Here is a 15081-nt window from a genome sequence, read left to right on the forward strand (position 1 = left end):
GCACTTTATATCCTCGTAGTCACATTTGATTCTATCAATAATAAGGGTAGCAAAATTTCGAATTGTGAAAGATAAGGCGTTCGCAAAAGTACACTTTTGCGAACGCTTTAAAAACGGCTAAAAACGAACGAAAAGGACGTTCGTAAATGTATCAAATGACTTTACGAACGTCCGCGAAATTGCAAATACTTTTACGAACGGTTTTCAGGTATAATTAAGGAAAACAATCGATTAAGAGGTGAATTATGGAACATCGCAAATTTGGTTACATACGTGTCAGCAGCAAAGACCAAAATGAAGGACGTCAATTGGAAGCCATGAAAAAAATGGGCATCAATGGACGAGATATATATTTGGACAAGCAAAGTGGAAAAAACTTCGAACGAGCGAACTATCAATTATTAAAACGGGTTATCCGAAAGGGAGACATTTTGTACATCCATTCGCTGGATCGTTTTGGGCGAAACAAAGAAGAGATTCTTCAGGAATGGAATGACCTGACGAAAAATATCGAAGCTGATATTGTGGTGTTGGATATGCCTTTACTCGATACCACTCAATACAAAGATAGTATGGGGACATTTATTGCAGATTTAGTTTTGCAGATTCTTTCCTGGATGGCAGAAGAGGAACGGGAGCGCATTCGGAAACGGCAGCGTGAAGGAATCGACTTGGCATTGCAAAATGGCATTCAGTTTGGCAGGACTCCTGTTCTTGTATCAGAAGAATTTAAAGAGGTTTATAGAAAATGGAAAGCTAGAGAGCTAACAGCAGTCGAAGCGATGCAAGAAGCCGGAGTTAAAAAAACTAGCTTTTATAAATTGGTAAAAGCTCTCGAAGAAGAGACAGCTAACATATTATAATAGAAGGAACTCATTCATCTCTAAGCAAATAAGATACTCGCAAGGAAATTTAACAAAACTTAATCTATCGAATTTCCTAATTGTATATTAAAGTAAAAAAGAACTTCTCGTCCACAAAAGAACATTTTAAATTGAAATGAAAACATATTGGAGGGATTATATGTACGACAAACAGCTTTATTCCCGAACGCTTCTTTTAATGGCCTTAGCTATCTTTGTTATTATTTGGGTATTAAAAGGTAGAGTATTTGATATTAGTATTATTGCGACAGCACTAAGTGCAGCAGGAGCAACTTTATTAATTGATAAACTCATTTTTAAACAGGTTATTTGGAAAATAGCACCAAATTTATTTTATAAATGGCTTACTACTATACCTTTCCTTGGAGGAAAATGGGAAGGTCATTTATACTCAAGCTATATTTATCCTGATACTGGGATGCCTGGGGAACCTATCCCTGCGAAAATGGAGATATTCCATGAATTTGAGAGTATACATATACGCTTGGAAACAAATAAATCTTACAGCAGTAGCTATGTCAGTGATATATCTATTGATGAAGGTAAACAAAAGTATTTATGCTACCTTTACGGGAATGATGCTGATAAAGATAGAGAAATAAACCCGAAACATGACGGGGCTGTAAAATTAAGAATTAAGCATGACGGCGAAATAAAGTTAGAAGGACATTATTGGACTGGAAGATCTACTACCGGAAAAATGGAATTCAAAAGAACATCAAATAAAAACTCCCGTGCATAATGGGAGTTTTTATTTGAATAAATATGCTTTGCCTTCAACTAAGAACCGCTGCGCATCGTTAAGAGTATATTTTCTGGTAGCATGGAATAAATATAACAATTCCGATACTTCTCCCCACTCTTTAGTTTTTTCAGAATTTGATGTCTGGGCAATTAAGTAATCAAAGCATTGATGGACATCTTCTGTTAGAGTCAGATTATTGAATCTGTTGTTCGGTACATTCCATACGAGGGATTCTACTAGAAAAGATGATACATTTTCTACGTCATAGCCCTCATCTAGTAAGTTGTATCTTAATCTCTTAAAAATTCGCACCATTTTCTTATAGCGTCTAGAAGTTTCGTTGTTCTTTCTTACACCATTACTATAATGTTGTTCAGGAAAATTAGTAATTCTCTTTTGTGAATGTCTTGTCAGAAATTCCGTGCCTGTAAGATAACTTCCATCTTTTGAATATCTTCGATACTCAAAACAAGGAACAACATCTGCATCTACGCGATATGAATTAAAATTTATTTGTATTGCTTTGTTGCCCGGCTCAACGTTTTCACTCCCAAAATGGTTTATCATAGCCGTTTCAATATCGTTCCTGTATTGAGCAAAGGTATAGTCAGCGTCTGAATTACCAAAGTCTTTATGACCTTGCCCATCTGGATAATCTGCAAAAAATACATCTTTCAATTTTACAGCGATATCTACATCACTAGTTAGCCTTACGTTAGTATTGTTATGATAGGATCCCTTCGGAATCACTTGAATGTCGCGGTTTTTTAGTGCCACTGATTTACTTAAAGCATCCTTAATCATTCTAATTGCATTTTCACACTTTGCTTCTTCACTTTCACTTGCTGGCTTGGACCAGCTTTGAAAAGTGGCTTCTAAACTTGATTTAAATTCAAACATGCTATTCCTCCCACTTTCTCTTTGGTTGTCCTTTTTATAATAAGAAAATAAAGATAACTCACTTAAAAGTTCAGTTAACCTTGATTTTGGAATTCTGATTACAAGTTCTTCTTTCACTAACAAGTGAAATATTAATTATCACCATTTTTAATGGTAATGTTTTAAATAAAGTCATAGCGATTCATCGAATTTCTAGTCTTTTTTCTTTTGGGGTGGTGGTGTTGGTGGCTTAGCAGTACTAACTTCGGTTTTTTTTGAACCATAATTATTAATGTTGGTTCCATGACGGTTTTCTTTAGTATTTTTGTTAGGCATCATTTTCGACCTCCTCATTTATATTATAAGAATTACCAATTTCTATTACTAAATTTTCTCCTACTACAAAATCAAAATAGATTAGTTGCTGACTATACAAGTAATCGCTGTCCTCAGTAAAAACATCAACTTCTGTCAAAGCTAACTCTCTCTTACCTGGCACATCTGAGAAATGCAGAATCTTCCCTAAATAAGTCAATTTACTTTTGTTATCTCGAATGGTCACCCAAGAAACTTCATTGTTAGATATAATACTTTCCCATACTTCTCCATCTCCAAATTTTTTAGAGAGCTTAATTTTAGCAGCTAAATTATATAAAATTTTATAATTTATTAAATATGACAGAACCACTCCTAAAAGAAAGCCTATTATAGAAACTTGGATCACTTCCGACAGATCAATGTTAATGCGAGAGTCTAAAATATTAACAAAAAATGAATTATGACTAAAAAGAGAATGTATAAAGTAAGCAATAATAGACAGCAAATAAGAATGCAGGAGAAAGTATTTTAAATCTTTTTTTGAATGATTGGTAAACAAATCAATTACCAATATTGCTATAACTCCTGGGATTAATAGTATTAATAGTTTTAATGTAAGTTCGCTAAAAGACACCCATATACTCCTCCACTGAATTTATGTATTCTTTAATATTTCTCTCACTAGTCTTATGTAATACGGTATTAAAATAATGAAGTTTCAATAATTTGTGAAATTAAATGATATTTCCTATTTTTATATTATATAAGACTTTCTAAGAGTATGTCTGTTCGAGGCTATTTATTTTTCCATAACAAATAATATTCAATTTTTGAATTGATATGCAACACAATCGCTATTGTGTTGTGTTTCTAACTTTTGCTTTGCCTCTCTATTGCATGCCCATTCACTCAATCGGTTCGGCCGGAACAAAGAAGAGATCCTCCGGGAGTGAAGTTATCTTACTAAAAATATTGAAGCCGACATCGTCGTACTGGATTTGCCATTGTTGGATACGACTCAATCTAAAGACAGTATGAGAAAATATATTGCGGACTTGGTTTTACAGATTCTATCGCGGATGGTGGAAATAGAAAGTGAAAGGATCCGAAACGGCAGCGTGAGAGAATTGATTTAGCACTGCAAAATGGCATTCAATTTGGAAGACCGACTGTTTTTGTTTCTGAAGAATTCAAAGAGGTTTATAGAAAATGGAAAGCCAAGGAGTTAACAGCAGTCGAAGCCATGCAGGAAGCCGGAGTAAAAAAGGCCTGTTTTTATAAATTGGTCAAAGCACTCGAAGAAGAGACAGGTAACGTATTATAATAGAAGAAACTCTTTTTCCGTTATCAGAGCTATTAGGATAGTGTAACTCTATATTTCAATTAAAAGGAGGGGAATATATTACACAGAATATAATTTGTTAGAAAATTTATATTCCACGTGATATAATCATGGTAGAAATTGAATTCTTGGCAGATGAACATGGCAATCAACAAGTAATAGACTTAATCACCTCCATTGCTGATAGAGCAATGAACGATGAAGATTATGCAGAACTTGCAGCTCGTATAGCCCAGCTACTTGATTACATGAAAGACATAGGAGTTCCTCCTATAGAAAAACGTACGTTATACGGTATCAGCTCAATAGGGAATCCCATCACACTAGTGGATGTGGTAAAAGAGCTGAACCAACATCCCCCACTGATGGAAGCAAGAGCGAATTGGAGACCAGTAGGAGCTTTTAGAGCTATATTTTTCTATGAAATAGACGATAAAGGCAACCAATCCATTTACTTCACAAAAGCTGTCATCAAACAGGCGACCTATTCACGAGACTTTGAACATGCAATTGTTGCAAGTGAAAAAATGTTGGACAAATTTTTTAAACCTGAGTAAAAAAGGAGAGGGTTTAAATGGCAAATAAGAATTATAACGATGTGATGGGGATCTTAAGACAAGTGCCGAAAGTAAATGAACACTTGAATAAAATTTCTGTTATTATGGGGAAAAAAATACTCAAGAGGCGCCTTGAGCTAGGTTTGACGCAAAAAGAGGTTGTCAATATGATTAAAGATCATGGAGATACCTTTACACAGGCGACTCTATCGAAGATTGAAAGTGGTGCTGATAATATCAAATCCGAAACATACGACAAAGTTTTCGTGGCTTTAGGTGGTCTAGAAGATTTAACTCCTACATTTAAGGAAAATCCTAAAAGTAAAGATTTAATTCATTCATAGACATCTATAATAGAAGAAACTCAAAATAGAACTGGAGAGAAAGAAGAACATCTTCTCTAGTTCTATTTTTTGTGCATAAAATTTCATCAACTTAATATAGAACACAATCATTTTAAACAAAGGATTCGTTACTTAGTAAGAGCCTAACTCGAAACTGTATACTTCCTCTTTGCAATTGACACAATAGCCTTTCCCGTTGGTTAATGGCACTGGACAACCACATTCACAACGTCCAAGCACATTATCAGATGCCTCTAAAGGAACAAACCTATTTTCGCAGTACTTACATTTTTTCATGTAGCTATTATTTTCTTTCCCACATTTAGAACATTTCAATTTTCAGTCTCCCTTCATTCTGGATACTTCCCTTTTTCAACTCTTTATACTGAAGCTACTTTTTACTTTCAAGTCTCTTTTAAGTGATTTTTGGTAGACCATAAGAAAATCTTTAATGGGGACTTTTAAAATCTCTTCACGGTTTTCTGTAAATTCAACTTGAGCATTTTTGAGAATGTCTTTCATCAATTGCACAGAAACCGTCCAATTTTCTAAGTAATAATTCTCTTCTAGCCATGTTAAAATAATGGGTCTCCAAACATGATTGGAAGACAAGATATAACTAGCGCCTTCTATTCGTGTCGTTCTCATTCTTTCTAGAAACTCTTTATATTTCTTTTCGGGAACGTGTGAGGCTAAGTTTCGGACCTTTCCTCTATTCAGTTCATAAAAATATTGGCGAAAACGTTCATCCAGTTCTTTTTCCTGGGGGCTCATGGCAGTGGATGCTGAAACTGCTCGCGGTGAAGAAACCGATGGTTCGATTTGTGGAACAGCTTCTTGAAGTTCTTCTGTCTTCTCTCCCTCTACTGGGGCAACTGCAGCTTCTTTCTCTTCTTCTCTGATTCTTTGGAGAAGTGCGTTTTGTTGCGCTTGCTCTTCAAGAATCTGTCTCTCCCTTTCCTTTTTCCTCTCCACAGCTTGCAAGACACTCTCTTTGAACGTCTTCCGGAAAGAAAGCTCTTGTTCCGGATCTCGTAGCATGAATGCCTCATTCTCGATATGAAGTGCTTGGCTAAACGGAACTCTTGATGTCTCACCAATCAGAAATCCTCTATAGATTTCACCTCTTGCGTCATCAATAAAGCGAAAAACACGAATATAGTTTTTATCTTCAATCTGTGAAATATAGTAAATGCTTTTCAGGTCTATTTTCCGATTTGAACTCAGCGCTGAAGTAGTATACGCCGACACGTTAAACAACTCTTCTCGGTCTGTATAAGTTGCGATTTCATTCTTCCAGGCGTGATCCTCTTTGCTGGTATGTGAACTCAACCACTCGATTTCCCACAATAGAATACTACTCTTCATCGTTTCGGCTGCAAAATTCGCTTTATCGATCAACCAAAGTGGTATTAACCCATTTTCGATGAAGTACTGATGCCGTGCTTTGAAGTTCCGACTATGCTCCAAGCTCTCATGTTCTGTCATATCTGTTAATACCGTAATGGCCCATTCTTTGCTGCCTATTTGTACATATAAATCCGGAAAGTGTTTCTTAAAACGTGGAACACGGTACCCTTCCGTAATCTCAACTAGATCTCTTCCAGTGGCTGCTGTGTCTAATTCGTCTTTGATCAGACTGACCAGTACCGGATGCCGAAAGGATTCTCGTTGAATTTGTTTTTTGTACTGGCGATACGCACGCTCTACTTGCTTAGATTCTAAGCAAGCCAAGTTGGAAGGGTGCGCGAAATAAGTTCCTCTATCATCTCCTGACCTGACACGCATAGATACTTGGCAGTACGGGCAAACATATAAGTTCTTTTTTGCTAGTTGTTTTAACTGATCAACGGAATAAATCTCTTTGAGTGAATCAATAAATTCTTCTGTGTTATCCCCTTTGTTTATAGCAAAATTCATTTTTTCCTCCTTCTCTGCTTTTTCTCTTAGTAAATTCTGTGTTGACTTACATTTATTATACCTTAAATTCCCAATAATTTTGATTACATAATTTATTTACTTTCAAAAGAACAAGTATTTTAGGGTGGTATTTTGTTTTTTAAATGAGCTTTATCAATTCTCATTTATCTATAACTACCGGTAGTTCAACGAATGAATATCTGCGTTGCAAGTAGAAAAGAACTGCCACAAAAAGCAACAGTCCTTTCCTGTTTTTACTTTCTAAAATTCATTTTGATAATGCATTTCTTTATAGATATTTATCAATGGTTCCTTCAGATACGGTAAGATAATGTTGAATTAACGTTTCCAGCGATTGATGGCCGGTTTGTTGCGCGATAGTTGATAGATCTGCACCGGCTGCGTGCATCGCTACCACTTGGCTTTTCCTGAAGTTGTACCCGGTAAGCCCCGTCCAACGCTGCAAAAATTGATAGTACCCGATTTCACTGATGGCTGTGCTTTCATAACGTCCATTCTTATACATCCTCCCCACAAAGTAATTATCTGGTTTCAGATGGTATTCGCGTATGTATACGCCGATTGCTTGGGTAACTTCTGACGTGAGCCGTTTCGTATGCCATCTTTTTTGCTTCTTCAAATAAACATGCACGCATTTGTTTCTTATATCGAAATCACTTATTTTTAACCGTACCATTTCGCTAGGTCTGTTAGCGGTTACTAAATTTACTAGACAAATCGCCTTTGCTCTTATCGGGAGACAATTGAGCATATCCATCAACTCTTTCTTATCAATGGCTGACTTTCCTCGAACTTGAGTCAAATGAGCGTATTGATCTTCCTGATACATTTTTCGTATGCCTGAAAGCTCGTATGCTACCCTAGCTTCTCCTTTAAGATCTATTTTATGAATGACACTCAAGTACTTTCTTATAGCTGCCAATCGGCGTTCCCATGTTGTTTTCTTAACTTGCTGTTCAGTCAGTGAGATGTACAAATAATCAAGCATCGCTTCTGTGCCAATTACTTGGCCTGTGCCGCAGCAATAGTTCTTATATTTCCGAATATCGCCCTCATATTGTTTTGGGATTTCCTCCATCTTTTTTTCAATATGAATTTTTCTGTTGTGATAACGTTTCTGAGTCTCCAGAGTGTCCTGGTGAATTGCCAATTTGAAATCCGTCATTTTTCTTCCTCCTCATTTCTTTTCAAAATCATTGTGAAACACCATTTATGATAGATTGATTTTGAAAAAAGTAATGAGACAAAGCAAAAGAGCCAGAGAAGAAAATTGACGCATTCTTCTCTGACTCTTATAAACCATCGTTTTTGATAATGAAGACATTATTTTCTTCTTGGTCCATTAACTTCTAATGTATAAGCCCATTCAGCTATGCCCTTCGTTAGTTTAATATTATTCTCTATGACTCCATCACAGAATTTTTCTCCTATAATTATAAAATCAGATTCTGTTTTTATAGAATCTATTCCTAATTTCTTGTGAAAATATTTAATAGTATTTTTAAGATTAGAAGCTTTTCCGCCCTTATGGGCAAATTTATTCCTTACCAATCGACACTCATTAAGTAGGGCGAACTCTGCTTTAAATTGTTTAAAATGAGTGCTGTCAACACTAGTAAGATAATATTGAGCTTTGCATATGTCATTATTACCTTTCCAATCTTTGAATTTTTCTATTTTTGTCTCCACTAAAGATGCATGATTAAGACACGTTTCTACTAACATATATTCTGTGAATGCATAAATACTATTTAACAAGGTCATTCTTGATAAATTCACAAAGTCTTTTCCGTAAATTTCTTTTGGACACGAGAAAAAATCTCCTGCTTTATATTTTGCTGTTAAATCATTATATAGCTGAACTTCTTTTCTTAATTTTGTTTCTACAAAATCTGAATAGGAACTAAGAGAATTAAGAGTTTCTATTGTTTGGAGTGGTAAACTAATATCGAATTCTTTTTCTCCAGCCATGTTACCAACTCTTTTCTCATTTTTAAAATTACCATTTTTCGTTCAATTCAAGAGAACAAGACCGACATAATCTGAATTTTGATTAGTTAACGCATTTTTTATAGCTAAAGATTCGTAGTAATTCTTTCCAGTCGGTTCATCTTCGAAAACTACGTTCTTCCCAACAATTGAAAATACTTCTTGTTTGATCTGCTCTAATTTTACATTGAAAAATTCTTTTCTATTATTTACGAGATTTACTCGATCAGTATTAAAAGCAGCGTGCAGGTGACTTTCTAAATGAGGTGCATCATCTGTTAAAATCATGGCATGAACGTCATACTCAAATGGAACAGCTGCCCCACTTAATTCTCTGATCCGATCAGCAGGTTCTAGCCGTCTCGTCATCCCAATTTTATAAACATCTTTACCAAATGCCCCAATATTAGAGATAATATAGACATACCCCGACTTGCCTACTAAATGGATATACTCTAATTCTTCTCTTTTCTTCTCAATTAATTCTAAAGAATCATACAACTCGTTTATTCTATTAAGCACTGCACTGTCATCTTCATTAGCCTCAATATTTTGTTTGTGCAATGCGGATAGCTCTTTCTCTACCTCTTTTTGGTGCTTATTATATTCCACCGTCTTTTCTTTGATTTCACGTTCCACTTTTCTTCTTTCACGTTCTTCTTCTCTTAAGACCCGTAATTTTTCTTTTTCCTCTTGCTCGAACAATTTCAACTCATACACTAACTTTAATTCTTCAATTTTCAATTGATGGTATTCATCACAAATCACTAACGCGTTCTTTGCGTTTAGTTTGTTTATTGAAGCCAGTGATTTATCCATTCTTGATTCCACAGTGTCAAAGTTAGCATACTTTAAAGAAGCAATAGCATTGTCGCATTCAATATTATAAGAACGAATCATGCCTTTGATATTTAAGTCAGTCATCTTTCGGCCTTCACGTAGGCTACCATTTACGGTCCAGGAAGTCCCTTCTATCACCACACGTTTTTGTTTAATCATTTCTCTTTGCTTTTGATAGTTATCATTAAGTTCATCTTTAAATTTTTCGGTTGTCGTAAAGGGGAAATCTTTTTTGTAAAACGCTACTGATTGAAAGTTCCGTTCATCTCTAGCCATGACAAATGATTCTTTCAATTCTCGATAGTTATGAAGAACCTTCTCTTTATTGATCAATTGCTCTTCTAACTCTACTAAGTCGTTTTGGTGCTGCTTCACTTGCTCTTTTTGAAATTCTAATTTCTGATCTAACTCTTCAATAAGTCCCCTCTCAATCTCTGTAGCTTTGAGATATCTATCTTCAGCAGTACGATTGACTTCTTCAATTAGATTCGAAAGTTCAAGTGATGTTTGAGTTCTCTCATTAGTTACTTTATTAAGAAACGTTTCATCTTCTTGAATTTTCTCTTTCAAGAAATTCAGATGAGTAGTTTTTTCATTTATTTGAGATTCGAGTGCTAATATCTCTAATTTATTATCCTCGACTTTCGCTTCGAAAGAACTTACTTGTCTTTTTAATACTTCTAAGTTATCGATGGTCGTACTCATCTCTTCCAGCTGGTTTTGCAAAGCGCTATAATCACCTTGCAAGTTTTGAAAATCTTGCTTGAAATGTTTATTTTCACTTTGTTGCAGTAATAAATGAACATTTTTCTCTTCTAATTCTTTTTCCAAAGCTCCTATTCTATCCTGAGCTTCTTGATAGGTCTTCTTAGTAACGAACATGGCGAGTACCTCCTTTTTAACTTTGAGAAAGAGAAAATCTATTTGTCTACTTTTAATGAATGCATGCCTTTTATCTTACTTAGTAAATCATTAACTAATACTAATTTATCACAAATAGCTATTAAAGTACCTTTAAATTGTAATATTTGTTGTTGAATTCCATTTACAATCATAAAAACAGATTTTAAATAAAAAATGAACTAAGTCCGAATAATAGATATTAAATAAATATCTTTATTTGGGATTTAGTTCATAAGATTATATTTTTAGTATAGGTAATCCTCTATGCCTTATACTTAAGTGGTATATTTATGGGAAGTTATTGCCATTGAAACTGTTGAATTTTGTAACTTACTGGCACTTAGACTAAAGAAATAGATGAGTAAAGAAAATTAACTTTAAACAAATACTCCATTTTTTGGTGATGTATGCTGAAATTTAATTAAAGGGGTGATAACTTGTCATTTACCATCTATATGATCATCGTTAATACCTCATTTTGGTTTCTACTCAACTATAGCGTTTTTTTAGGAACTCCTTTGTTACCTAAAGGAATTTTTCAAAAAAATTTCTTTTTCAAAGAAAAATCATTTGAAAGTAATTTATACAAATCAATACGAATTAAAAAATGGAAAGATAAATTGCCGGTTATGAATTCTACTCTTAAAGGTTTAAATAATGAACTAAATCCTGCATATCTAGATAAAATGATTTCACAAACATATTATGCTGAATTTGGGCATTTGATCATCGCTGTATTGGGTTTTCTTTGTATATTTGTTAACCCGAACGAGTATTTTCTGATGGCTTTTATAAGTGCTATAGTTAATTTTTTCATTCATATCCCCTTTTGCTTAATTCAACGATACAATCGTCCAAGATTAGTCAAAGTAAAATCGAGAATAGAAACTAATTCTCGTTCCTTAGTATTTGGAAGAACCACATAGATTGGACTTTATGGGTTGCGCCCAAAGAGAGAAATACCGCAAGTAATCCGAAGTGACGTTAAAGAAAGTTTATTAAAAAGCTACGCTTGATATTCTGACATTCTTTTATCTTTTAACCGAATAGTAATAAAATGTACTTGCAAAATGGAACAGTAGTATCATGGCTTTTTGATATATTGGCTTAATCAATTATGTAATTATAAAAGGTTCACCTCCAATAAATAGGACAGTTTAATGAATTGAAACCGATAAGGCATTCAGCCGTATATAAGTTAAGGAGAACAGAGAATGCATTTTCTACTGGATGTAATACTAGAATAGCCTAATTTTATATAACCTACAAAAATCGCTAAGGAAGTGATAGTAGAATGAAAAAGGTATTTGAAGCTACGTATGAGAATCATCAAATACAAATTGAGAATAGATGGTTTAGAGGTGAGAAATTGTATGTCGATGGAGAATTGCAAGATGAAAATCTTGGCTTATCGTTTAGAGGGACCTTACAGGGCCTTATTAGGAATAAAGGGAATGAATCAAAGAGTATAAAAGTGACTCTAGGAGGATTTTTTAGTATCCACTGTAAAGTCTTTGTTGATAATGTAGTAGTTTCCTCATTTCAAATTAAAAGTAATTAAATACCACTAAAATTTTTTTATGAGTTATGCACAATGATTCACAGTAGCTCGAGTCGATTATTAAGTTCCAAATGAGACTTCTGCTTGGAAATAAGAACTGTATCAACATTCCTTTGATACTATAACCAAGTCGTATATTCATGGATAGAACCATAAATAGGGATATTGATCATCTAGTATATGTTAAAATTGGTTTTACTTATGACGAGGAGGGATTTAGGTGGAATCTAACTTTATAGAAATATTAATTCTCGTTCTCATTCTTTATTTATTTGCTACGGTCATTAAACTTAGTGGTCAAATCAAAGGGATGAAACACACGTTAACTCAATTGTCTAAAGGGATGAATATTCCTGAAAGTCCAATTGATCCTGAAATCAAAAGATTAATCGAGGAAGGTAATGACGTTAAAGCAATTAAAAGAGCACGAGAACTATTTGGATATACATTATTGGAAGGCAAAAAATATGTCGACGACATGAAAATCGAATATAAATAAGGTAGTAAATTATCGCGTGATTTTATTGAAATGAATAATTCTCTACTAAGGGATGTATTTCTTGTTACAGAAGTGCATCCTTTTTCTGTGTGTGAATTTACATAGAGCAAGCAATAAAGAGTGAAAGATCGTGCGTAAAAAAAGACGATAGTAAAGACAATCCTCTATTTCCATAACTAATCGATATTAGTTATGGCGATTCCTAAAAAATTAAAAATAATAGATATAAAAAAATAGAATTTAAATAATACGTACGAAAACACGTACGATACTACAGACTTTTTCTGTTCTCGAATAATGTTCTATAGTATACTTTATTTAAATGAAATAATAGGAGTTGATCACGATGGGTATTCATATTCCAGAAAGACCTAAGTTCAGCGATGAACAAATCACAGCAGCTGGAGTTGCTTCTAAAACGTTCGGCAAAGTACGAGCTGCTGCAAAAAAATCACCCCAATATATTTTGGCCAACAACAAGCTCGACAGTGTTGTGTTAGATTACGCACACTACCTCAAAATGTATCAAGAGCTTGAAACGTACCGCGAATTATTTTATATGGACGAAATCGCCCGTCGTGCTGAATACGCTGATGCGCATCCCGAAGACTCTATCTCACTACGCGAAGCTGTAGGAGAAACTAGCTATGCTCAAATTATGTCTAGTGATCCCGATGAAGTTGCAGATGACGAGTTATTCGAATAAATGAGCCAAGATCGGTTTAAGATTCGGTTCGATAAGAAGGCTCAAAGGGAATACGATAAGCTAGATGGCAGCGTAAAAGGACATGTGAATAAGGGATTAGCAAAGCTACGAACACGGGCTGATACACTTGGAAAAGAACTTGAAAACAAGCGAAATATGAAGTTGCATGGTTGTAAGGAATTGAAGTTTAAAGGTAGTGGCATTCGAGTTATTTATCGAATTACAGGTAGAACAGAGGACGAGTTAGAAATCGTCATGATTCTTGGTATAGGAGATCGAGACGAAGACAAAGCATTTAAAGATGCTTCTAACCGACTTGCAGATTTCTTAAAAAACCTAGAAGACTAAATAATCTTAAGAGACCTCCAGTAAGGAGGTTTTTTTATTTGATCATACTTTCAACAGTAAGGCTTCATAGTAGAAAGTGTGGACATAATAATAGAGGAATAGTAAAGACAATCCTCTATTATTAGAAATAACTTCATAACACAAAAAGAATATAGATAAGGCACTTGAATAGTTAGTTGAACCTCTAACTGCTCAAGTGCCTTACTTCGTTTATTCTTATTTACAAAACCGTGCTAGTTAAAATTTCTTTCATCCCAAACTAATTTTTTGGGATAAATATTTAGTTTTCCTCCAAGCACTGAATGGTACTCGATTAATTTTACTTTCATCTCACGACATCCACTATAAAACGTAGAAAAAAGTCCCGCGGGTCCACCACCAATGATATTTACGTCAAAAATCTCTTTAGGCTTCATCGAAAAACTCCTTTCTTTAAATTTTTCTACCCTTGCCATATGGAATGCATACAGGGGTCCCATATAAGGGATCTTTCCCTATCTCACAGCGCATGGAAAATACATCGTTAACCATTTGAGGGGTGATCACCTCTTCTGGTTTGCCTTGAGAATAAACATTCTTATCGCAAATGGCTACAATGTGATGCGCATAACGGCACGCTAAATTTAAATCGTGAAGAACCATCACGATGGTTCTGTTTTCTTTTTCATTTAACTCAAACAGAAGATCTAAAATTTCGATTTGATGCGCTAAATCTAAATAGGTTGTTGGCTCATCTAATAAAATAACATCTGTTTTTTGAGCAAGGATCATCGCAATCCAGGCACGCTGTCTTTGACCACCTGATAACGAATCCACCGTTTTTTCTTGAAATTCTTTCATATCGGTTAGTTCTAACACACGATTGACGACAGACTCATCTTCCTCCGACCATTGCTTTAACCAGCTCTGATGAGGATACCTGCCCTGTTTAACTAGTTGTAAAACTGTTAGACCTTCTGGAGCTAACGGAGTTTGAGGAAGAATAGCCAGTTTCTTAGCTACTTCTTTTGTGGACTGTTTTTTTAACCCCATCCCATTTAGCAAAATCTCTCCAGTTTGTGGTTTGATAAGTCTTGCTAAAGATCGCAACAAGGTCGATTTTCCACAGCCATTGGCTCCAACAAAAACGGTGATTTCTCCTTTTGGGATGGTTAATTGTAAATCTTCAATGACTTTAGTTTGACCATAGCCTAAGGATAAAGAATGTGCTTCTAACATACGTATT

Annotated in this window: 17 protein-coding genes and 1 pseudogene; 9 read left to right on the forward strand and 9 right to left on the reverse strand. The window is 34.7% G+C overall.

Annotated features, from left to right (window positions below):
* The first annotated feature begins 245 nt into the window (after positions 1–245).
* Positions 246–863, forward strand: a complete 618-nt coding sequence (locus AJGP001_RS09925; RefSeq protein WP_078080487.1) for a recombinase family protein — start codon at positions 246–248, stop codon at positions 861–863.
* A 160-nt stretch (positions 864–1023) separates the two neighbouring features.
* The gene (locus tag AJGP001_RS09930; protein WP_071153758.1) at positions 1024–1626 is read left to right on the forward strand and encodes a Cap15 family cyclic dinucleotide receptor domain-containing protein; all 603 of its coding nucleotides are present in this window, start codon (positions 1024–1026) and stop codon (positions 1624–1626) included.
* 9 nt (positions 1627–1635) lie between these two features.
* On the opposite strand, the gene AJGP001_RS09935 is transcribed toward AJGP001_RS09930, so the two are convergent.
* The 3 genes from AJGP001_RS09935 to AJGP001_RS09940 form a co-directional block, all read right to left on the reverse strand.
* Positions 1636–2529 (reverse strand): nucleotidyltransferase domain-containing protein, encoded by an 894-nt coding sequence (locus AJGP001_RS09935; protein ID WP_078080488.1) that lies wholly within the window; start codon positions 2527–2529, stop codon positions 1636–1638.
* Between the two features lie 192 nt (positions 2530–2721).
* Positions 2722–2847 carry a hypothetical protein gene (locus AJGP001_RS17720; RefSeq protein WP_269148233.1) on the reverse strand — a complete coding sequence of 42 codons (126 nt, stop codon included), beginning with the start codon at positions 2845–2847 and terminating at the stop codon, positions 2722–2724.
* Positions 2837–3460: a hypothetical protein gene (locus AJGP001_RS09940; protein WP_078080489.1), complete on the reverse strand. Its 624-nt coding sequence runs from the start codon at positions 3458–3460 to the stop codon at positions 2837–2839. Before AJGP001_RS09940 ends, AJGP001_RS17720 begins: the two co-directional genes overlap by 11 nt.
* Before the next feature lie 818 nt (positions 3461–4278).
* On the opposite strand from AJGP001_RS09940, the gene AJGP001_RS09950 reads away from it, so the two are divergent.
* On the forward strand, positions 4279–4725 hold the full coding sequence (locus AJGP001_RS09950; RefSeq protein ID WP_071153760.1) for a hypothetical protein: 447 nt from the start codon (positions 4279–4281) through the stop codon (positions 4723–4725).
* A gap of 17 nt (positions 4726–4742) precedes the next feature.
* Positions 4743–5069, forward strand: coding sequence for a helix-turn-helix domain-containing protein (locus tag AJGP001_RS09955; protein ID WP_071153761.1), 327 nt, complete (start codon positions 4743–4745; stop codon positions 5067–5069).
* A 372-nt stretch (positions 5070–5441) separates the two neighbouring features.
* On the opposite strand, the gene AJGP001_RS09960 is transcribed toward AJGP001_RS09955, so the two are convergent.
* The 4 genes from AJGP001_RS09960 to AJGP001_RS09975 form a co-directional block, all read right to left on the reverse strand.
* Positions 5442–6989, reverse strand: coding sequence for a competence protein CoiA family protein (locus tag AJGP001_RS09960; RefSeq protein ID WP_078080490.1), 1548 nt, complete (start codon positions 6987–6989; stop codon positions 5442–5444).
* A gap of 289 nt (positions 6990–7278) precedes the next feature.
* Complete coding sequence (locus tag AJGP001_RS09965; RefSeq protein WP_071153764.1) at positions 7279–8175, reverse strand: tyrosine-type recombinase/integrase; 897 nt, start codon at positions 8173–8175, stop codon at positions 7279–7281.
* A 158-nt stretch (positions 8176–8333) separates the two neighbouring features.
* Positions 8334–8981 (reverse strand): hypothetical protein, encoded by a 648-nt coding sequence (locus AJGP001_RS09970; protein WP_071153765.1) that lies wholly within the window; start codon positions 8979–8981, stop codon positions 8334–8336.
* Positions 8982–9023: 42 nt separating this feature from the next.
* Positions 9024–10721, reverse strand: a complete 1698-nt coding sequence (locus AJGP001_RS09975) for an SNIPE associated domain-containing protein (protein ID WP_078080491.1) — start codon at positions 10719–10721, stop codon at positions 9024–9026.
* Positions 10722–11179: 458 nt separating this feature from the next.
* Between AJGP001_RS09975 and AJGP001_RS09980 the strand changes: the two genes are divergently transcribed.
* The 5 genes from AJGP001_RS09980 to AJGP001_RS10000 all read left to right on the forward strand — a co-directional run bounded on the left by AJGP001_RS09980 (position 11180) and on the right by AJGP001_RS10000 (position 13856).
* Complete coding sequence (locus AJGP001_RS09980; RefSeq protein WP_078080492.1) at positions 11180–11668, forward strand: glycosyl-4,4'-diaponeurosporenoate acyltransferase CrtO family protein; 489 nt, start codon at positions 11180–11182, stop codon at positions 11666–11668.
* A 368-nt stretch (positions 11669–12036) separates the two neighbouring features.
* Positions 12037–12303 (forward strand): hypothetical protein, encoded by a 267-nt coding sequence (locus tag AJGP001_RS09985; RefSeq protein WP_071153767.1) that lies wholly within the window; start codon positions 12037–12039, stop codon positions 12301–12303.
* Between the two features lie 220 nt (positions 12304–12523).
* The gene (locus AJGP001_RS09990; RefSeq protein ID WP_071153768.1) at positions 12524–12802 is read left to right on the forward strand and encodes a hypothetical protein; all 279 of its coding nucleotides are present in this window, start codon (positions 12524–12526) and stop codon (positions 12800–12802) included.
* A gap of 346 nt (positions 12803–13148) precedes the next feature.
* Positions 13149–13508, forward strand: coding sequence for a hypothetical protein (locus tag AJGP001_RS09995; RefSeq protein WP_058385105.1), 360 nt, complete (start codon positions 13149–13151; stop codon positions 13506–13508).
* Positions 13509–13856 carry a type II toxin-antitoxin system RelE family toxin gene (locus AJGP001_RS10000; protein ID WP_006828305.1) on the forward strand — a complete coding sequence of 116 codons (348 nt, stop codon included), beginning with the start codon at positions 13509–13511 and terminating at the stop codon, positions 13854–13856. It begins immediately after the preceding gene.
* Between the two features lie 251 nt (positions 13857–14107).
* On the opposite strand, the pseudogene AJGP001_RS10005 reads toward AJGP001_RS10000, so the two are convergent.
* Both AJGP001_RS10005 and AJGP001_RS10010 read right to left on the reverse strand, forming a co-directional pair.
* Positions 14108–14272, reverse strand: a pseudogene (locus AJGP001_RS10005) (thioredoxin reductase); the annotation flags it as partial.
* Positions 14273–14288: 16 nt separating this feature from the next.
* On the reverse strand, positions 14289–15074 hold the full coding sequence (locus AJGP001_RS10010) for an ABC transporter ATP-binding protein (RefSeq protein ID WP_071153770.1): 786 nt from the start codon (positions 15072–15074) through the stop codon (positions 14289–14291).
* Positions 15075–15081 lie beyond the last annotated feature (7 nt).

Origin of the sequence: Planococcus faecalis, assembly GCF_002009235.1 — a bacterium.
Classification (GTDB): Bacteria; Bacillota; Bacilli; order Bacillales_A; family Planococcaceae; genus Planococcus; species Planococcus kocurii.